We start from the raw sequence: 17301 nt of genomic DNA, 5'->3' as shown, positions 1-17301 counted from the left end.
GATCGTGTTTGAACGAATCTGAGTCGAGTCCACGGATAGGTCAAGTTGTTCGTATTGTACAGGGACGAGAGGCAGGACAGTACGCGGTCGTGATCGATGTACTGGATGGCCGATTTGTGCTGCTTGCCGACGGAGATAAGCGGAAGTATGATCGACCGAAGAAAAAGAATTTACAGCATATTGAGCTTATGGATTTCATCTCTCCGGAAGTCCAGAACAGCCTTCTAGAAACGGGTCGCGTCACAAATGGCAAGCTTAGATTTGCCGTATCGAAGTATGAAAATGAAGTAGTGACTGATTTGAAGAAGGGAGATCAACTCGATGGCGAAAGACGATGTAATTGAAGTAGAAGGTACCGTCGTAGAGACCTTGCCTAATGCACAATTCAAGGTAGAGCTTGAGAACGGTCATACCGTTTTAGCTCACGTTTCCGGAAAGATTCGTATGCACTTCATTCGAATTCTGCCTGGAGACAAAGTGACGGTTGAACTTTCTCCTTATGATTTGACAAGAGGACGTATTACGTATCGTTATAAATAAAATACTCCGGTCTTAAAGGAGGTATGGATCATGAAGGTAAGACCTTCTGTAAAACCAATTTGCGAGAATTGCAAAGTTATCCGTCGTAAAGGAAAAGTTATGGTAATTTGCGATAACCCTAAGCATAAACAAAAACAAGGTTAATCTGAAGGAGGTGCACGTATCGTATGGCACGTATTGCAGGTGTAGATGTTCCTCGCGATAAACGCGTGGTAATTTCTTTAACTTATATCTATGGTGTTGGTAAATCACTCGCTGCTGAGATTCTTGCAGAAGCTGGCGTTTCTGAAAATACTCGTGTTCGTGATCTAACAGAAGATGAATTAACAAAGATCCGTTCAGCAGTGGATAACCACAACGTCGAAGGTGACCTTCGCCGTGAGAACTCTTTAAACATCAAACGTTTGATTGAAATTGGTTCTTACCGTGGTATTCGCCACCGTCGCGGACTTCCGCTTCGTGGTCAAAAAACCAAAAACAACTCTCGTACGCGTAAAGGTCCACGTCGTACCGTGGCTAATAAACGTAAGTAATTAAGAATAAAGGAGGTAAGCATACTATATGGCACGTAAAGGAAACACTCGTAGTCGTAAACGTCGTGTGAAAAAGAATATAGAGAGCGGTGTTGCTCACATTCGCTCTACGTTTAACAATACAATTGTAACCGTCACCGATGTTCAAGGGAATGTTATCGGCTGGAGCAGTGCAGGATCTCTTGGATTTAAAGGATCCCGTAAATCTACTCCATTTGCTGCGCAAATGGCCGCAGAATCTGCAGCTAAAGATGCAATGGACAACGGAATGAAAACTCTTGAAGTAACGGTTAAAGGCCCAGGAGCTGGTCGTGAAGCTGCGATCCGATCTCTGCAAGCAGCAGGATTGGAAATCACAGCAATTCGTGACGTAACTCCAGTTCCCCACAATGGCTGCCGTCCGCCAAAACGTCGTCGTGTATAATAGTTCTGAATAGAATTTGTCACCCTGTCTATAATGGGTTATGATAGCTTTTTATAAACAGCACCGCATTAGACAGCAAAATGCAGTTTTAAAAACGGGACTGCTTACCTGAGGAATTTCGGTTAGACTGGAGTCTAACCGGGGTTTCGACGTTTTGAAGGAGGTTTTTGTGTAATGATCGAAATTGAAAAGCCAAAAATTGAAACGGTTGAGATCAGCGATGAGTCCACATTTGGTAAGTTCGTCGTCGAACCGCTTGAACGTGGGTATGGTACAACTCTAGGGAACTCCTTGCGTCGTATCCTATTATCCTCACTTCCTGGCGCTGCTGTAACATCTGTTCAAATTGATGGTGTGCTTCACGAGTTTTCTACAATCGAAGGTGTAGTTGAAGACGTTACAACAATCATTTTGAACCTGAAGAAACTGGCCCTTAAGATATATTCAGAAGAGGAAAAGACTTTAGAGATTGATGTTCAGGGTGAAGGAAAAGTCACTGCTGCCGATATTACCCACGACAGTGATGTAGAAGTTCTGAATCCGGATCTTCACATTGCTACTTTGGATAGCAATACAAGTCTGCGGATGCGTATTACAGCTGAGCGTGGCCGAGGATATCGTCCGGCTGAAGGCAACAATCACGAAGATTTACCAATTGGTGTGATTCCCGTTGATTCTATTTTCACTCCAGTTTCCCGCGTCACTTATCAAGTAGAGAACACTAGAATTGGTCAAACCTCAAACTTTGATAAATTAACACTGGATGTATGGACTGACGGTAGTATTCGTCCTGAAGAAGCAATCTCTCTAGGTGCTAAGATCTATATGGAACATCTCAACATCTTTGTCAGCCTGACTGATGAAGCTCAAAAAGCAGAAATCATGGTTGAAAAAGAAGAAGACCAAAAAGAAAAAGTCCTGGAGATGACGATCGAAGAACTTGACCTATCCGTTCGTTCATATAATTGTTTGAAACGCGCTGGTATAAATACAGTTCAAGAGCTTGCGAATAAGTCTGAAGACGACATGATGAAGGTACGTAACCTTGGCCGCAAGTCTCTGGAAGAAGTTAAACACAAACTTGATGAGCTTGGTTTAGGTTTGAGAAAAGAAGATTAATTGGTCATCTAAGAGTTTCAGATAAGGGAGGGATAATCTATGGCTAGAAAACTAGGACGTACAACAGATCAGCGAATGGCGCTGCTTCGTAATTTAGCGACTGACCTGATCGTTCATGAACGTTTAGAAACTACAGAAGCAAAAGCGAAAGAACTTCGCTCTGTAGTAGAGAAGATGATTACACTAGGTAAACGAGGCGATCTCCACGCCCGTCGTCAAGCTGAGTCATTTCTTTATAAAGCGGATGCCAATGAAGAAGGAGATCAGACAGCTCTTCAAAAATTGTTCTCTGAGATTGGCCCGCGTTACGAGGACCGTCAAGGCGGATATACTCGCGTGCTTAAATTAGGCGAGCGTAAAGGTGATGGAGCTAAAATGGCGATCATTGAATTAGTTTAATGCCACCGCTTGCGCTTGGTGTGAAAGGGCAGGAAGAGATCTCGTAAGAGGTTTACTCCAGCCCTTTTTTTGTTTTTTGCGGTCTTTTTAATGGAATGTGCTTGCATAAAAAACAAAGAATTATGACTATTTCCTGCTGGGAGCACTAACGAAGAGGAAATGCTGTCGTATTTCCCGGGAAATAGTCGAAGCGGCAAGAGAAGGAGCCTTTTATGAGTCAGAAAAGAATAGAATTTAAGAACGTATCTTTCCGTTATCAGGAAAACATGCCATGGGTCCTGAAAAATGTGAACTTCGTGATCGAAGCAAACGAGTGGGTAGCGATAATCGGCCATAATGGATCCGGAAAGTCGACCATAGCGAAATTAATGAATGGTTTGTTATTTCCTCAGGAAGGTGAAGTTCTTGTAAATGGGGAGCTTGTAAACGAGGAAAACGTCTGGAATGTGAGAAAAAACGTGGGAATGGTTTTTCAAAATCCTGACAATCAATTTGTCGGTACTACGGTTCGTGACGATGTAGCTTTTGGGATGGAAAATCAAGGCATGCCTCGTGAACTGATGGTAGAAAGGATCAAAGAAAGCCTGCAAGCCGTAGGTATGAGTGAGTTTGAAAGACAGGAACCACACCGTCTGTCAGGAGGACAGAAGCAGCGCGTCGCCATTGCCAGCGTGCTGGCAGTTTCTCCGCAATACATGATACTTGATGAAGCAACAGCTATGCTCGATCCGAAAGGGCGAAAAGAGATCCTGCAAACGATACGTCATTTGCAAGATAAACGGCATGTATCATTAATTACTATTACACATGATTTGAAAGAAGTTACCCAGGCTGAACGTGTCATTGTAATGAATCAAGGGGAAGTCTGGATGGAAGATACTCCAAGAGCAATTTTTGCAAAAAAAGAGAAGTTAATCGAAATTGGCTTAGATACTCCTTTTGTCACAAAACTGGCAGATGAGATGAAAGCTGCCGGCATTCATGTGCAACGTGAGCCACTTAATCACCAGGAGTTACTGGAGGAATTATGGACATCTCATTCAACGATGTAAGCTATATTTATCAGCCTAATACTCCGTTTGAACATAAGGCTCTTAACCATATTTCTTTCTCGATTCCATCAGGATCCTTTACTGCGATTATCGGACATACCGGCTCTGGGAAATCTACATTAATCCAGCACCTTAACGGATTGCTTCAACCTACAGAGGGAGAAGTAAAGATCGGTGATTTTCATCTTAAAGCAGGCTCCAAAAACAAACAATTGCGAAGCTTGAGAGAGAAAGTCGGGGTCGTTTTTCAATACCCTGAACACCAGCTGTTTGAAGAGACGGTTGAAAAAGATATCGCTTTCGGTCCATCTAATTTTGGGGTGCGGGAAAATGAAATTAATCGAAGAATTTCTCAGGCTGTGGCCGCAGTGCAGCTGCCTGACGAGATGCTGCAGCGTTCCCCGTTTGACTTAAGCGGAGGACAGATGCGCAGAGTTGCCATCGCAGGGGTGTTAGCAATGGACCCTGAAGTACTGGTGCTTGATGAACCGACCGCCGGCCTGGATCCTAATGGCCAGCATGAAATTATGGAAATGTTCAAAGCTCTGCATCAGGACAAGTCCTTGACCACCGTACTCGTTACCCACAGTATGGAGGATGCCCTGAAGTACGCCGACCAAATTATCATTCTCAATCATGGTGAAGTGTACAGTCAAGGAGAGCCATTAGCCATTTTTAATGAGAGAGACGCGTTAAATGAAGTGCAGCTTGACGTGCCAGAAGTCATTGAATTCTTAACGAAGGCTGAGGAACGATTGGGGATATCTCTGCCCTACAATGGTCAATCGATAACAGAATTAGCAAAAGAGCTGGCGCTTGTAGTTAGCGGGGGGCAGGATAATGAGTAGTTCTATGGTGATCGGCCAGTATATTCCAGGAAATTCGGTAGTTCATAAGCTCGATCCCCGTTCTAAAATAGCGATAATCTTTTTTTATGTAGTGATTGTGTTTTTTGCTAATTCTGTTATGAGTTACGGACTTTTGACGATCTTTGCGGTCGGGAGCGCCTTAATAACTAGAATTCCGCTCACCTATATTGTGAAAGGTCTTAAGCCCGTTTGGTTTCTGATTTTATTTACTTTCCTGCTTCATTTAATCGTGACGAAACAAGGTGAAGTGGTGTTTACTTTATTCGGGTGGAAGGTCTATGATGAAGCCCTGATTCAAGGCGCAGCTATATCCTTACGTTTCTTTCTCTTGATTATGGTGACTTCACTCCTGACCCTGACGACGACACCTATCGAAATTACAGACGCGATTGAGGAATTGTTAGGCCCGTTAAAAAAGGTTCGTTTCCCCGTGCATGAACTTGCATTGATGATGTCGATCTCCTTGCGATTTATCCCTACTTTAATGCAGGAAACAGAAAAAATTTCTAAAGCACAGGCTTCCCGAGGAGTAGACTTCCGCACAGGCTCATTTAAAGACCGTGTGAAAGCAATTATTCCTCTTTTAGTGCCGTTGTTTGTCAGCGCTTTTAAACGCGCTGAGGAGCTTGCTATGGCCATGGAGGCACGTGGTTATCGAGGTGGAGAGGGCAGGACGAAGCTAAGGGAATTACAAATAGGAAAGCGGGATATCGGCTTGTACTTTCTCTTTTCAGCCTTAATCCTCGGATTATTCCTGACTAGAAGTTAAGCTGGAGGGAAGTGGCGAGATGCGAATGAAATGCAGAGTAGAGTACGATGGTACTAAGTTTGCCGGTTATCAAATTCAGCCTAATGGGAGAACAGTGCAGGAAGAATTGGAAAACGCCTTAACAAAAATGCATAAAGGAACAACTATTAAAGTGACAGCTTCGGGCCGAACGGATGCGGGGGTACATGCAAAAGGGCAGATTATTCATTTTGATACCTTTCTAGAGCTGCCTGAATTCAATTGGAAACGCGCCTTAAGCACTCTCCTTCCTGCCGATATTCAAATCGCTGAAGTGAACGAGGCTGAGGCCGATTTTCATGCGCGCTATGATACTTCTGGAAAGGAATATCGTTATTTTATCTGGAATGCGGTTGACCCTAATTTATTCAGGAGGAATTACACCTGTCATATTCGCCGAAAACTGGATGTTGCAGCTATGCAGCAAGCCTGCAGCTATATAAAAGGGGAACACGATTTTACGTCCTTCTGTTCAACTCGTACAGATATTAAAGGCAGTAAGGTCCGGACAATTACGAAAGCTGAGCTCATTCAGGATGAGGAAGAACTCTGTTTCGTATTTGAAGGCACAGGCTTTTTATACAATATGGTTCGTATTCTTGTTGGTACGCTTATTGAAATTGGGATGGGAGAAAGAAAACCAGAAGTTATTCCATCCATGATTGAAGCTGAAAACAGGGAAGCTGCAGGGAAAACAGCTCCGGCCCAAGGCTTGTTCCTTTGGAAGGTCCATTACGCTTAGCTGTCATTTATGTCCAAGTTTTTCAAAAAAACAACGAATCCAGGTGTACATTCTCTTGACATGGGGATATGGCGTGTTATATTATAATCTATGGCATTTTATTTCTATACCACGATTAGCCCCGGAAACTAATCGTATTTGAGATAAATTTGAATCAGTTTTATGAAAATGAACAATTCAGGAGGGAAACCGACATGCGCACAACTTTCATGGCAAATGAAAACAACGTGGAACGCAAATGGTTTGTTGTCGACGCTGCAGGACAGACACTTGGCCGTTTAGCAAGCGAAGTTGCTGCGATCCTTCGCGGTAAAAATAAACCAACGTACACACCACATGTTGATACTGGTGATCATGTAATCATTATTAACGCAGGTGAAATCGAACTAACGGGCAACAAGATCAATGATAAAATCTATTATCGTCATTCTAACCACCCAGGTGGTTTGAAATCTCGTACGGCTCACGAAATGCGTACAAAATACCCTGAGCAAATGCTTGAGCTTGCTGTAAAAGGGATGCTTCCTAAAGGAAGCCTGGGACGCAAAATGGGTAAGAAACTTCATGTCTACGCTGGTTCAGAGCACAAGCATGAAGCACAACAACCGGAAGTTTACGAACTTCGCGGATAATTTAAAGGAGGTAATCGAGAGTGGCACAAGTACAATACTCCGGTACTGGACGTCGTAAGAAGTCAACAGCTCGTGTACGTCTTGTTCCAGGAACTGGTCGTGTAATTGTTAATAAACGTGATGCTGAAGACTTTTTCCCATATGAAACACTTCGTGTAATTCTGAAACAGCCGCTAGCTGTTACAGAAACAGAAGGCAACTATGATGTTTATGTAAACGTTGATGGTGGTGGATTCACAGGACAAGCGGGAGCCATTCGTCATGGAATCGCTCGTGCATTGCTTGAAGCGGATCCAGAATACCGTACACCGCTTAAACGCGCAGGACTACTTACTCGCGACGCACGTATGAAAGAGCGTAAGAAATACGGTCTTAAAGGTGCTCGTCGTGCTCCACAGTTCTCTAAACGTTAAGATACCAACGTTTCAAAGGCTCTCAACCATTTTGGTTGGGGGTCTTTTTTATGCTTAAAAATGGCTTTTGACCACATTTTGACCACAAAAAGTTTTTGTGACCATATTTCATAGCTCAAGATACCTGTGAAATTTTTCGGCTGTCTGCTCTTTTAAATAATCCGTAACGTGTGTATAAATGTTCATAGTCATTTTAATGTCTGAATGTCCCAGCCGTTCTTGAACTTCTTTGATAGTAGCATCCGCTTCAAATAAAAGGGAAGCGTGTGTATGTCGTAACCCATGTATCGTAATTCTGTGAAGGTTATGTTTCTTAATAATAATATTGAGTTTTTCGTTTAGGTAAGCGGATCGTAATGGTGTTCCTTCTGCACGAGTAAAGACAATATCATCTCTATTGCGGTTTCCCAAAGCTAAATTCTCTTCCTTCTGCTGTATCTGCCATTTTTTTAGCAAGGAAAGGGTTTGGGTGCCTAAACTAATTAAACGCTTAGATTCCTTGGTTTTAGAGGTTTGAAAGAGATGTTGTCCCTCAGAATAGAAAAGCGTCTTAGATAAACGAAGAGAACCCGCTTCAAAGTCGATATCATTCCATATAAGAGCCAATAATTCACCTTTTCGGGCCCCCGTGTAAATTAAAAGATGAAAGAGTACATGGTCACGTAATGACAACTCTTGATTTGTAATAGTGAGGAATTTCTTTATTTCTTCTTTCTTCCAATAATTACGCTCGTCCTTCTCACTAGAATCATGTATTAATTCATTCTTCTGTTTTGGTATAGTAACGTACTCTAAGGGGTTCTTTAATATGATGTCCATCTTCATGGCATATTTGAAAACCTGATTTACTTGAATCTTGATGTCGTTGACTGATGAAATTGAACTAGCGATATCATTAATCATTTCTTGGCAGTAGGAACGTGTAATATCTTTAATTTTTAATTTGCCGAAGCGGGGCAGTATATGCTTTTTAAACATCGACTCAATCCGCTTCTTAGTGCTTACCTTAATAGTTTTCGAATGGTTTTCATACCACTGGTTGAATACTTCCTTGTAAGTGAGATTATCGTTTTGCAAAAATAAACCGCTTGCTATTTCTTGTTCGAGTTTAGAAGCGGCTAGTTGTGCTTCCTTTTTTGTTTTAAACCCTCTCCGTGTAGTTGTTCGTCTTTTTCCTGTTTTCGGATCAACTCCCGTATCCGTTTTGAATAACCACTTCTGTCCCTGTTGGGTTAGATATCTTTGAAATGATGCCATTTTTTCACCTCATTAATGTTATAGACTTACTTTAAAGATACATACTACAATTTATTTTATTAACTTATTTAAAACCACCCCCTAACTTCTTTAGCTGGTCTACCTATTGACTGAGCTACATCCTCCACAGTTCTCCCTTTCTCCTTAACTGCTTTTCTAGCTCTGCTCTTCATTTGGTTGTAGCTGTTTTGACAGGAGCTATGCTTTCCGAAATGGAGCGGGGGGCAAAACTTAGCATTAGGCGTTCTAGGGATAAAAAGTGAGTTACAGTGTAAGCAACGCCGAAATTGCTTCTCCTGAGTTATTGCTTCATAAAGTTGGTAAAATGCAGCTCCTAACATTGTAGTGGATGTAAAAGAGGGCAATAATTTTCCGTTGTCAAAATTGAGGCCTGGTGAGACAAGTTTTAATCCTCTATTCAGTAAACGAGAACTTCCTCTTCTAAGTTCATTTAGTTCATTAATCTTCTTAAAATCTTCTTTGCCTCTAACTTCTTTTTGGACTTTAGGAATTTCAATAAAGAAATTCCTAATAAGTTCTTGGAGTACCCTTGTATGATTCTTAAAGCCTTCAAGCTCTTCATATAAATTTACAAATGCTTTTTCCTTTATTTCTACCTCCTCTGGGGGAGACGTCAATGACTTAGGGCCTCCAGTATCGATATTGAAACCAAATAATCCGTACTTATTACAAAAATCTAAAATGGTTTGTTCATCTTTTATATTAACGTTTGCAAGGTCTTCTAACAGGTTTTCTTCTGAAAAAGGATTAATATGGGAAGCTACTCCTGCTTTGCTCTGTAACTTCTCTACAGTCGTCATTTCTTCCAAACTAGCGTGTATAAGCCCAGTAGCCATTATTAAAGGGTTTCCTTTATATTCGTAAATTTGATATGGCGGATAAATTGGAAGTTTGGAAAAAAATAATTCATCTTCTTCATTAGGGGGATGAATTATTTTTTTCTTTAAATCCTCTCCATAAACATGCTTTGCAGGTTTTACTCTCTTCAAAAGACCAACTCCTTAAAATAAATAAGAGGGATAGTAAGCGGCTAAATTATTTATTCCTCTTACTATATAATTTACTCTATAGCTGTAGCATTAGCAACAGTAAAGGAGGAGGAAAATGAATAGATTAGAGTTAGTTCGCCGGCGTAGAGGTTTAACCCAAACGCAACTTGGCCTTCGCTTAGGTATTCACCCTACCAATATAACAATGGTTGAACGCGAGCACAGAAGGGCATGGCCAAAACTTAGAATAAAACTCGCTGAGGAACTTGGCGTATCAGTAGATGAGCTATTCAATGAAAATGGAACTCTAATAGGAGGGGATTAAGTGAGTCTTAAATTGGAACTACCTGAAGGTACTCTACTCGTAAGCAAAAAGGAATTAAAAAATGTAATACAAGAGGTTTTGGAAGAGGTAGAGGCAGAGAGCACAGAGCAAGACATAATGACTATTCAAGAAACAGCTGAATATTTGAAAGTAAGTGTTCCTACAGTTAGATCTATGATTACAAATAATGAAATTCCTTATTTTCAGAGAGGGCAAATTTATCGATTAAATCGATTGGATGTAAAAGGGTGGATTAGGCAAAAATCTAAATGGGACTAAAAAGAGAGGGATAAAATGATTAAAAAAAATGGCAGAGGACAAGTTTATCCTCAGCCACAAGTAGATGTTGATACTATTTTAAAAGCCGCCTTAGCCTATGTCAATGAGTTAGGCTGGAGTGTATTTCCTTTAAAGCCTGGGAGTAAGAAGCCCTTGTACAAAGGTGGATTTCATGGAGCGACTAGAGATGTCAATCAGATAGTGAAATGGTGGAGTGAGACACCAGATGCGAACATCGGTGTACCTACTGGATATATAAACAATTTTTTTGTTATTGACGTTGATGTTAAGTGTGGCGATGGAATAGAGACTTTATCCAATTTAACAGATCACTATGGAGAGTTACCTGAGACTGTACAAGGGATAACTGCAAGTAAAGGGTTTCATTACTTATTCAAGTATCATAAAGGAGTAAGAAATGAAGTGAATATTCGTCCTTCAATCGATGTAAGGGGGCAAGGGGGTATATAGTTGTTCCTCCTTCTACTATTTCAAGCGAAAGGTATGAATGGGAATTATCAAGTCATCCGTTACAATGTGAAATTAATTATGCCCCTCAATGGTTATTACAAATGCTTATTAAGTCAAAGTGTGATAAATTTCAACCTAAAACGAAAGGTGAATGGAAAAGAATAATGATAGGAGTGGAAAAAGGACGAAGAAATAATACTGCCGCTTCAATCTCCGGTCATTTGCTTAGGAAAAATGTGGCTACTGAAGTAGCTTTAGAACTCCTGAAATCATGGAATAAAACAAACGCTCATCCACCTCTAACCGAGAAAGAGTTAGTGAAAATTTATAATTCTATCGCTAATAAAGAGTCAATTCGCAGAAGAGGGGGAGGAGGTATTTGAGAATTATAGAGGATTTATCTGATGGGCAAAAAGAAGAGATCTCAGATTGGCAAGAACCTATACACTTTAAAGAAAATGAATTACCCGATTTCAATACAGATATATTTCCTGAATGGCTAAGAAATTATATTGAAGAGGTTGCTGAAGCAACACAAACACCTACTGATGCTTCAGGTATGGTCACCATCTCAATATTATCTTCAATACTTTCAAAAAAATTCTATATCAAAATTACACCTCAGTGGAGTGAACCTTTGAATTCCTATGTGATATTGGCTCTCCCTCCGGGGAATAGAAAATCAGCTGTTTTTAAACTTTTGACAGCTCCTGTAACCAATTTTGAAAAAGAAGAACAAGATAAAATTTTAGTAGAGTTGAGGGAGAAGGAAGCAATATTGAAGGCTAAAAAGAAACGGTTAGAATTACTGCAAAAAAAATTTGGAGACACAGGTGACCGTTCAATGTTAAATGAAATTTCGTGCCTTGAGAAAGAAATTAGGGCGGATAGATTGCCCACTATCCCACGATATATCACAGGGGATATAACAGCTGAAAAACTGGGTGTTTTACTTTCGGAAAATAAAGAAAAAATTGCTGTATTATCAGCTGAAGGTGGCGGGGTTTTTAACAATATGGCTGGTCGATATTCAAGTGACGGGAAGACAAATTTGGAAATCTACCTAAATGGTCACACAGGTGATTATACTCCTATTGATCGAATAGGGAGAGAACCAATCTTATTACACTCTCCGTGTTTAACTATAGGGTTATTCGTCCAGCCTTCAGTGGTTAGAGATTTTCCATGTGCTTTTAAAGACAGAGGCCTAATGCAACGCTTTATATATTCATTCCCTGAATCTCTTGTAGGTTATAGGAAAGTTAACCCAGAACCCATCAATGAGGGGGTGAAAGAGGAATATCAAATGAATTTAAAGAAGATGTTAGCATTCAACCCTAAGGCAGAAATAGAACTTACTTTTTCTAAGGAAGCCATGCTTTTTGAGCAGGATATGAGAATGGAAATTGAGGAAATGTTAAAAGAAAGTGGAACTTTACACGAAATGAAAGAATGGGGGAGTAAATTGGCTGGCCAAATTATTCGTATAGCCGGTTTACTCCATGTGGCAACTTATATTAACGGAGATTTAAGCAATCTACCTAAAAAGGTGAATTTAGATACTATTAGAAGAGCAAAAAAACTTATGAATTACTTTGTTGAACACGCTAGGCTAGCATATGGCTTGATGGGGAAAGATCAAGGATTGGAAGATGCGAAATATTTACTCAAGTTCTTATTGAACCATGGTAAAGAAGTATATTCCAAACGAGAAGTTTTCCAAGGAACTAAAGGCACTTTTAAGTATGTAGCACGTTTCGAATCGGCGGTCATTGAATTAGAGGAAAGAAACTTGATTAAAAGACAAATTACAAACTCTAGTGGTAAGGGGAGAAAAAGTTACAAAATATTTGTAAACCCCAAGGTCACTATTCCTAATATCCACAATAATTACAAAAGCCAACTTTCGTAAGAGGATTAAAAAAACTGAAATATTTTTTTAGAGCCCACTATTCTCAATTACTAAGGAGTGGGATTAGTGGGTGAAGCTTAATAACATTCCATAAATAAATTAATAAAGGTACACCAAGAGAAGTAGTTTACTGGGGTTTTGGGAATAGTGGCCATTAATTAAAGAATTCAATTTTTTTCAGTCCATCAAACAAAGGAGGTTTAAAATAATGACGAGAGCTACAAAAGGCTACAAAAGAGAACAGGGATTAACTCTAGTGCAATTAAATGCGATTGATTTATTAATTACAGGAAAAACAGATCAAGGTGTTGCTGAGGAAATTGATGTAAACAGGGTCACTATAACAAAATGGCGTAATTATGACGTTCACTTTAGGGCAGAATTAAATAAAAGAAGAAAAGAGTTATTGGGTTCCTCAATGGACAGAATGAGAGCATTAATACCAAAGGCTGTGCAGCGATTAGAAAAAGAAGTGGATAATGAAAATGGCTGGAAAATAGCGCTAGAAATTTTGAAGATTACTGGTATTAATAGCAGAGATTTAATGGGTATTGGCCATGATGAAGTCGATAAAATATTGACAACTGAAGCAAAAATAAAACTTGATGAAGAGTTATTTAATCAGGTATCTGATCATTCAAAGCAAGAGTTATTAAATGAGTACCAAGAAAAATTAAACCAATGTAAGGAAATTAAGCGTCCATAGAAATATGGACGCTCTTCTATTTGTCATTAGCTCAAAGTGTGTAAATAATGTTATTTCCGCTTATATAGAAAGAAAAATATTGCTGTAGCTTCCTATTTCCTTATGTTAAAATAAAGTGTTAAAACCATATTAAAATAAGTAATAAAATTATTTGTAGATCTTAATTCGACAAAATATTATTCAAGATTACCTGTTTTTAATCACCAGTAATTAATGAGGGAGAATTAATAGCTATGCTTTATAGCATTATTAAAGAAAAGAAAAATCAGTGGTTACATTCAAAAGATTGTACTATTAAAGATTTAATTAACTACATAAATACTATAGGGCAATTGAGGGACGCACAAGTCTCAGAAGGGTTTTGAACCACTAACAATAAGTGATACGGGGCTGGAGTTAATTGAAATGGTTAGTGTAGACTCTACTAACGAGGATGGAATATGGAATAGCGATACTGAAATAAAAATAGATAAGTATGGCTATGTTATTAAAAACGGAGTGAAAACCAAAGAGTTTTGGGACGGAAAGATCCTAAGTGAATTATCGCCTAAACGTATGAAAGTTCGTAATATAAGTGGTGATGAATTAGTAGTCAAAATTGATAGTAAAAAAACAACCATGTAAACAATAATTTCGATCATAAATTCATAATACTGTCCTTTTCTCTTTTGATACAGTATTTGCCAAAAACAATATATTTCATTAGAAACCGTTGGATTTAACTCTACGGTTTTTTATAGAGTAGAAACTTTAAATTGATGAAAGCATAATATAGGTTATTCCATATATACCAAAATAACCTTTATGTAATAAAATGAAAATGATGTAGTTGTCATGCTGTATACTCAATAGTTTTTTCGATTGGTACAATTTTCGTAATTTATGTAGTTATCCAACATAAATGTGAGATATAGAAATATTATTACATTAAAACAGTATGAAAAAGTGTACAATACTTTTGTTGGGGAAATAAATAAAGTAATACAGGCAGGATTTTTAATCATTTAATTGAATGTATTTAGAATAAACCTATAATAACAGGAGGAGTGATTATGCTGTACACAATACCAAAAGTTGAGCTTTCTAAATCCAATAAACAGATTGAACTTACGTTGTTCGCTAAAGAATTTTCAGAAATGATTTCAAATATTGAAAAAGAAGAAGTTAATTTGGATTTATTTACTAAAGCCATTTCGTTCCTTAAAGAAGCTAAAAGATATGCTGAAGGCCAAGAAAGTTACGGAACTGATTTTATGCCTTCAGATGCTTTTAATTTCACATTGAGGGCTGTTGATTTTAATTTGCTCCATGATAATGACATCACGGATATTATTGAAGAAATTATTGATGCTTTACATGAGATTTCCAATGGTGATTTTGATAAGAGAGAATTTGTTTTAGGCTTCTTCTTTAATATTACGAGGGTAATATCTTCAGAAATTGAGCGCCCAAATAAATTGACTAATACTTTATTGTAGTGGTGTTAATATGAGTGATTTGAATCGAAATCTTGTACGAATAATGTGGGAACAGTGTTATGCTTTATCAAAACAAATAGACAAATATAAAATAAATACCTATCCTAACCAAGAAACAACAGAGGTTATCGATCACATTTCAGTAATTAATAATAATTTATTGGATATTTTCTCTCAACACCAAGATGAAATCATTAATAATAGAGAGTTAAAACTTTATAAACAAATATTAGACCCTTTCCAAAGAGTAATAGTGAAAATTGTGGATCAATCCAATACTACCAATCATCCATTGGAGGTAATGATCCCTGTTAGAGAGATTGTGAACAGAATTGACGGGGATATTAAAAACTTTATCACAGAACCGAGTTGGGAATTGAATTATGCTATTGGAGATTTTTGGTCTGTGTTTGCACGATTTATAAATAAATTAGGTGTTTCAGATGTTGATGAAGAAAAACGTATAAGAGTTATTTTTCCAATTCTACACAAAGACAATGTATTATTAGGGAGCATAATGGGACACGAATTAGGTCATTATTTAGATTTACATCATGGGTTAAATATTTCAGAACAGCTAATGCCAAAGATATTAAAGCATCAGGACATTAGTAAACTGGAACCCTTCTTACATGGTGAAATTATAGATAAGTTACCACAACCAATCAGAATTGCTGTAATTAAGTCGGTGCTTTCAAATGCTTTCTTGATCGACTGGCTTAAAGAGTTTGTTGCAGACATATCAGGTATAGTGTTATATGGTCCCGCTTCTCATTTTTCATGTGAGCAAATATTTATGTTTTATGGTATATCTGACGGATCTACCCTTGCAGACAGATTTTCACAAACTCATCCTAGGAAGATTATTAGAAGTATTGTAAGAAGAGAAACAATGTCTCATTTCTCTTATGAAAATCATTTACCTGAAAAGATTCAAGAAATAATTGATTCTCTTCATAATGGTTGGAAAAACGCTTCTCATAATGACATCTACTCAGTTTTTACAGATACAATTATGAATAATAATCGAATTGAGTTCGTGTTTAATAATGATAGTTGCAAAATCATAGAGGACATACTTATGGATAATCTAGATTTGATAATAGACAAAGTTGTCAAAAGTATACCTGAAGAGGTTCATTACACATCTGAAAAAATAGATGAATGGGTGAATCCTTTAGCAGATAAATTGTCGAAACTTACTCCGCCTAATGAATTGAATAGGGTACCAGCGGATAGTGTGAGTATTTTAAATGCAGGTTGGTTTGCATATTATTTATTTGGAGACTCTATTAAGGAGGAGCGAGGACTTAGTGCTTTAGAAGGAGAGTTAGAACTTAGGAATATCATTAACAACTTAACTAGAAAGGCCTTAGTTTCTGCAGATGTTCATAGGAGGTGGAGTAATGTCGGTTCTCTCGGGGAAACAAATTGAGTCTCTAATGCAAGAAGAGAAAAAAGATTCCTTAGTGATTACTCCTATATTGGACGATGCTCAGTTAGGTCCTGCCAGCGTCGACTTACGATTAAGCACAGAGTTTAAGGTATCTGTCCAAACCCGATCTCCTATCCTGGGTGTAGTCGAAGAGCCGGTGGAAACATTCTTTCAAGAAACATATAGGGAAGTTGGAGAAGATTTTATACTATATCCTAACCAGTTAGTCTTGGCAAGTACATTTGAATACATACGTCTCCCTCAGAATATAACTGGTTTTGTAATTACTCGCTCTTCTTTAACTAGATTAGGACTGAACATATCTTCTATTATACAACCCGGTTTTGCTGGAACTCTAACTTTACAACTATCTAACTTGGGAGAAAATGCAATTAAATTAAGAACTGGGATGAGGTTAGTTCAATTAGTGTTATATAACGTAGAGGAACCTGCAATGTCTTATAGAACTAATTCAGCATCAAAATATGTAAGTGATATTGAACCTGTTCTTTCGGGTATAAGCAAAGATAAAGACTTGGAAATGTTAAGGAAATTGAAACAAAACAACTAAATAGTTTTTCAAAAACCTTTTGATTAGAAAGTGACAGGGTGAAGGGATTAGCCTTCATCCTTTTTTTAGTTAACCATTAGCTGTTAACTGAAAGTGTATAAATATATATATTTTAGTAAACATAATGATCTTCATTACTAAGGAAGAGTGTCAGGGGTTTAAGATGAAGAAAATTTTGAAGAAGCGACTATATGAGAAGTGTGCGAGTAAACAGGCAACCTTATAGGGGTTATCACTAAAATCCATGAATTGAAAAATGAGATTACCTATGTAGAATGAAGAACGGATTATTATTTTTGACCACCTTCTGACCACAAAACATATATTAATGTACATAAACAATTTTT

At 38.2% G+C, this 17301-nt stretch carries 25 protein-coding genes; 23 read left to right on the top strand and 2 right to left on the bottom strand.

Going from position 1 to position 17301, the window contains the following annotated elements:
• Positions 1-8: 8 nt before the first annotated feature.
• From MUN89_RS01030 to rpsI, 13 genes are all read left to right on the top strand, one after another.
• Positions 9-344, top strand: coding sequence for a KOW domain-containing RNA-binding protein (locus tag MUN89_RS01030; RefSeq protein ID WP_244710686.1), 336 nt, complete (start codon positions 9-11; stop codon positions 342-344).
• Positions 322-540: a translation initiation factor IF-1 gene (infA, locus tag MUN89_RS01025; RefSeq protein WP_101846995.1), complete on the top strand. Its 219-nt coding sequence runs from the start codon at positions 322-324 to the stop codon at positions 538-540. Before MUN89_RS01030 ends, infA begins: the two co-directional genes overlap by 23 nt.
• Before the next feature lie 30 nt (positions 541-570).
• Positions 571-684: a 50S ribosomal protein L36 gene (gene rpmJ, locus MUN89_RS01020; protein WP_244710684.1), complete on the top strand. Its 114-nt coding sequence runs from the start codon at positions 571-573 to the stop codon at positions 682-684.
• A gap of 23 nt (positions 685-707) precedes the next feature.
• Entirely contained in the window at positions 708-1073 is a 366-nt protein-coding gene (rpsM, locus tag MUN89_RS01015; RefSeq protein WP_244710682.1) for a 30S ribosomal protein S13, read from the top strand.
• Positions 1074-1101: 28 nt separating this feature from the next.
• Positions 1102-1497 carry a 30S ribosomal protein S11 gene (gene rpsK, locus MUN89_RS01010; RefSeq protein ID WP_244710680.1) on the top strand — a complete coding sequence of 132 codons (396 nt, stop codon included), beginning with the start codon at positions 1102-1104 and terminating at the stop codon, positions 1495-1497.
• A 174-nt stretch (positions 1498-1671) separates the two neighbouring features.
• The gene (locus MUN89_RS01005) at positions 1672-2616 is read left to right on the top strand and encodes a DNA-directed RNA polymerase subunit alpha (RefSeq protein WP_244710678.1); all 945 of its coding nucleotides are present in this window, start codon (positions 1672-1674) and stop codon (positions 2614-2616) included.
• Positions 2617-2655: 39 nt separating this feature from the next.
• Entirely contained in the window at positions 2656-3015 is a 360-nt protein-coding gene (rplQ, locus tag MUN89_RS01000) for a 50S ribosomal protein L17 (RefSeq protein WP_244710677.1), read from the top strand.
• A 212-nt stretch (positions 3016-3227) separates the two neighbouring features.
• Entirely contained in the window at positions 3228-4067 is an 840-nt protein-coding gene (locus MUN89_RS00995) for an energy-coupling factor ABC transporter ATP-binding protein (protein WP_244710675.1), read from the top strand.
• Positions 4043-4915, top strand: a complete 873-nt coding sequence (locus MUN89_RS00990) for an energy-coupling factor ABC transporter ATP-binding protein (protein ID WP_244710673.1) — start codon at positions 4043-4045, stop codon at positions 4913-4915. Before MUN89_RS00995 ends, MUN89_RS00990 begins: the two co-directional genes overlap by 25 nt.
• Positions 4908-5705: an energy-coupling factor transporter transmembrane component T family protein gene (locus tag MUN89_RS00985; protein WP_244710671.1), complete on the top strand. Its 798-nt coding sequence runs from the start codon at positions 4908-4910 to the stop codon at positions 5703-5705. The genes MUN89_RS00990 and MUN89_RS00985 overlap by 8 nt, the downstream gene beginning before the upstream one ends.
• 25 nt (positions 5706-5730) lie before the next feature.
• A complete protein-coding gene (gene truA / locus MUN89_RS00980; protein ID WP_318036111.1) occupies positions 5731-6465 on the top strand; it encodes a tRNA pseudouridine(38-40) synthase TruA in 735 nt (244 codons plus the stop codon).
• Between the two features lie 194 nt (positions 6466-6659).
• A complete protein-coding gene (gene rplM / locus MUN89_RS00975) occupies positions 6660-7097 on the top strand; it encodes a 50S ribosomal protein L13 (protein WP_244710668.1) in 438 nt (145 codons plus the stop codon).
• Positions 7098-7117: 20 nt separating this feature from the next.
• Positions 7118-7510 (top strand): 30S ribosomal protein S9, encoded by a 393-nt coding sequence (gene rpsI / locus MUN89_RS00970; RefSeq protein WP_244710667.1) that lies wholly within the window; start codon positions 7118-7120, stop codon positions 7508-7510.
• 108 nt (positions 7511-7618) lie between these two features.
• Here the strand turns inward: rpsI and MUN89_RS00965 are convergent, their stop codons facing one another.
• Positions 7619-8767, bottom strand: coding sequence for a tyrosine-type recombinase/integrase (locus MUN89_RS00965; RefSeq protein ID WP_244710665.1), 1149 nt, complete (start codon positions 8765-8767; stop codon positions 7619-7621).
• A 68-nt stretch (positions 8768-8835) separates the two neighbouring features.
• Positions 8836-9777 (bottom strand): hypothetical protein, encoded by a 942-nt coding sequence (locus tag MUN89_RS00960; protein ID WP_244710664.1) that lies wholly within the window; start codon positions 9775-9777, stop codon positions 8836-8838.
• Between the two features lie 115 nt (positions 9778-9892).
• Between MUN89_RS00960 and MUN89_RS00955 the strand changes: the two genes are divergently transcribed.
• The 10 genes from MUN89_RS00955 to dcd all read left to right on the top strand — a co-directional run bounded on the left by MUN89_RS00955 (position 9893) and on the right by dcd (position 16954).
• Positions 9893-10102 (top strand): helix-turn-helix domain-containing protein, encoded by a 210-nt coding sequence (locus tag MUN89_RS00955; protein ID WP_244710662.1) that lies wholly within the window; start codon positions 9893-9895, stop codon positions 10100-10102.
• Positions 10103-10381 (top strand): excisionase family DNA-binding protein, encoded by a 279-nt coding sequence (locus tag MUN89_RS00950; protein WP_244710661.1) that lies wholly within the window; start codon positions 10103-10105, stop codon positions 10379-10381. It begins immediately after the preceding gene.
• A gap of 15 nt (positions 10382-10396) precedes the next feature.
• On the top strand, positions 10397-10852 hold the full coding sequence (locus MUN89_RS00945; RefSeq protein WP_244710659.1) for a bifunctional DNA primase/polymerase: 456 nt from the start codon (positions 10397-10399) through the stop codon (positions 10850-10852).
• A 101-nt stretch (positions 10853-10953) separates the two neighbouring features.
• Positions 10954-11235 (top strand): primase alpha helix C-terminal domain-containing protein, encoded by a 282-nt coding sequence (locus MUN89_RS00940; protein ID WP_244710657.1) that lies wholly within the window; start codon positions 10954-10956, stop codon positions 11233-11235.
• Positions 11232-12764 carry a YfjI family protein gene (locus MUN89_RS00935; RefSeq protein ID WP_244710655.1) on the top strand — a complete coding sequence of 511 codons (1533 nt, stop codon included), beginning with the start codon at positions 11232-11234 and terminating at the stop codon, positions 12762-12764. Before MUN89_RS00940 ends, MUN89_RS00935 begins: the two co-directional genes overlap by 4 nt.
• A 208-nt stretch (positions 12765-12972) precedes the next feature.
• Positions 12973-13470, top strand: a complete 498-nt coding sequence (locus tag MUN89_RS00930; RefSeq protein WP_244710653.1) for a hypothetical protein — start codon at positions 12973-12975, stop codon at positions 13468-13470.
• Positions 13471-13875: 405 nt separating this feature from the next.
• A complete protein-coding gene (locus tag MUN89_RS00925; protein ID WP_244710651.1) occupies positions 13876-14094 on the top strand; it encodes a hypothetical protein in 219 nt (72 codons plus the stop codon).
• A gap of 428 nt (positions 14095-14522) precedes the next feature.
• Positions 14523-14948, top strand: a complete 426-nt coding sequence (locus MUN89_RS00920; protein ID WP_244710649.1) for a hypothetical protein — start codon at positions 14523-14525, stop codon at positions 14946-14948.
• A 10-nt stretch (positions 14949-14958) separates the two neighbouring features.
• A complete protein-coding gene (locus tag MUN89_RS00915) occupies positions 14959-16383 on the top strand; it encodes a hypothetical protein (protein ID WP_244710647.1) in 1425 nt (474 codons plus the stop codon).
• Complete coding sequence (gene dcd / locus MUN89_RS00910) at positions 16355-16954, top strand: dCTP deaminase (protein WP_244710646.1); 600 nt, start codon at positions 16355-16357, stop codon at positions 16952-16954. The genes MUN89_RS00915 and dcd overlap by 29 nt, the downstream gene beginning before the upstream one ends.
• The last annotated feature ends 347 nt before the right edge of the window (positions 16955-17301 follow it).

It is taken from the genome of Halobacillus salinarum, from assembly GCF_022919095.1.
Taxonomy (GTDB): Bacteria; Bacillota; Bacilli; order Bacillales; family Halobacillaceae; genus Halobacillus_B; species Halobacillus_B salinarum.
The sequence above is the reverse complement of the archived record's forward strand: the minus strand, read 5'-3'. Positions and strand labels throughout refer to the sequence as shown.

Bases quoted from the DNA above. Each gene is read 5' to 3' on its own strand.
- MUN89_RS01005 (WP_244710678.1), top strand. From the start codon at position 1,672: ATGATCGAAATTGAAAAGCCAAAAATTGAAACGGTTGAGATCAGCGAT.
- rpsK (WP_244710680.1), top strand. From the start codon at position 1,102: ATGGCACGTAAAGGAAACACTCGTAGTCGTAAACGTCGTGTGAAAAAG.
- rplM (WP_244710668.1), top strand. From the start codon at position 6,660: ATGCGCACAACTTTCATGGCAAATGAAAACAACGTGGAACGCAAATGG.
- MUN89_RS00920 (WP_244710649.1), top strand. From the start codon at position 14,523: ATGCTGTACACAATACCAAAAGTTGAGCTTTCTAAATCCAATAAACAG.
- rpsM (WP_244710682.1), top strand. From the start codon at position 708: ATGGCACGTATTGCAGGTGTAGATGTTCCTCGCGATAAACGCGTGGTA.
- MUN89_RS00925 (WP_244710651.1), top strand. From the start codon at position 13,876: ATGGTTAGTGTAGACTCTACTAACGAGGATGGAATATGGAATAGCGAT.
- rplQ (WP_244710677.1), top strand. From the start codon at position 2,656: ATGGCTAGAAAACTAGGACGTACAACAGATCAGCGAATGGCGCTGCTT.
- MUN89_RS00985 (WP_244710671.1), top strand. From the start codon at position 4,908: ATGAGTAGTTCTATGGTGATCGGCCAGTATATTCCAGGAAATTCGGTA.
- MUN89_RS00945 (WP_244710659.1), top strand. From the start codon at position 10,397: ATGATTAAAAAAAATGGCAGAGGACAAGTTTATCCTCAGCCACAAGTA.
- MUN89_RS00995 (WP_244710675.1), top strand. From the start codon at position 3,228: ATGAGTCAGAAAAGAATAGAATTTAAGAACGTATCTTTCCGTTATCAG.
- rpmJ (WP_244710684.1), top strand. From the start codon at position 571: ATGAAGGTAAGACCTTCTGTAAAACCAATTTGCGAGAATTGCAAAGTT.
- MUN89_RS00940 (WP_244710657.1), top strand. From the start codon at position 10,954: ATGCTTATTAAGTCAAAGTGTGATAAATTTCAACCTAAAACGAAAGGT.
- MUN89_RS00930 (WP_244710653.1), top strand. From the start codon at position 12,973: ATGACGAGAGCTACAAAAGGCTACAAAAGAGAACAGGGATTAACTCTA.
- truA (WP_318036111.1), top strand. From the start codon at position 5,731: ATGAAATGCAGAGTAGAGTACGATGGTACTAAGTTTGCCGGTTATCAA.
- MUN89_RS00965 (WP_244710665.1), bottom strand. From the start codon at position 8,767: ATGGCATCATTTCAAAGATATCTAACCCAACAGGGACAGAAGTGGTTA.
- dcd (WP_244710646.1), top strand. From the start codon at position 16,355: ATGTCGGTTCTCTCGGGGAAACAAATTGAGTCTCTAATGCAAGAAGAG.
- MUN89_RS00955 (WP_244710662.1), top strand. From the start codon at position 9,893: ATGAATAGATTAGAGTTAGTTCGCCGGCGTAGAGGTTTAACCCAAACG.
- MUN89_RS00990 (WP_244710673.1), top strand. From the start codon at position 4,043: ATGGACATCTCATTCAACGATGTAAGCTATATTTATCAGCCTAATACT.
- MUN89_RS00915 (WP_244710647.1), top strand. From the start codon at position 14,959: ATGAGTGATTTGAATCGAAATCTTGTACGAATAATGTGGGAACAGTGT.
- infA (WP_101846995.1), top strand. From the start codon at position 322: ATGGCGAAAGACGATGTAATTGAAGTAGAAGGTACCGTCGTAGAGACC.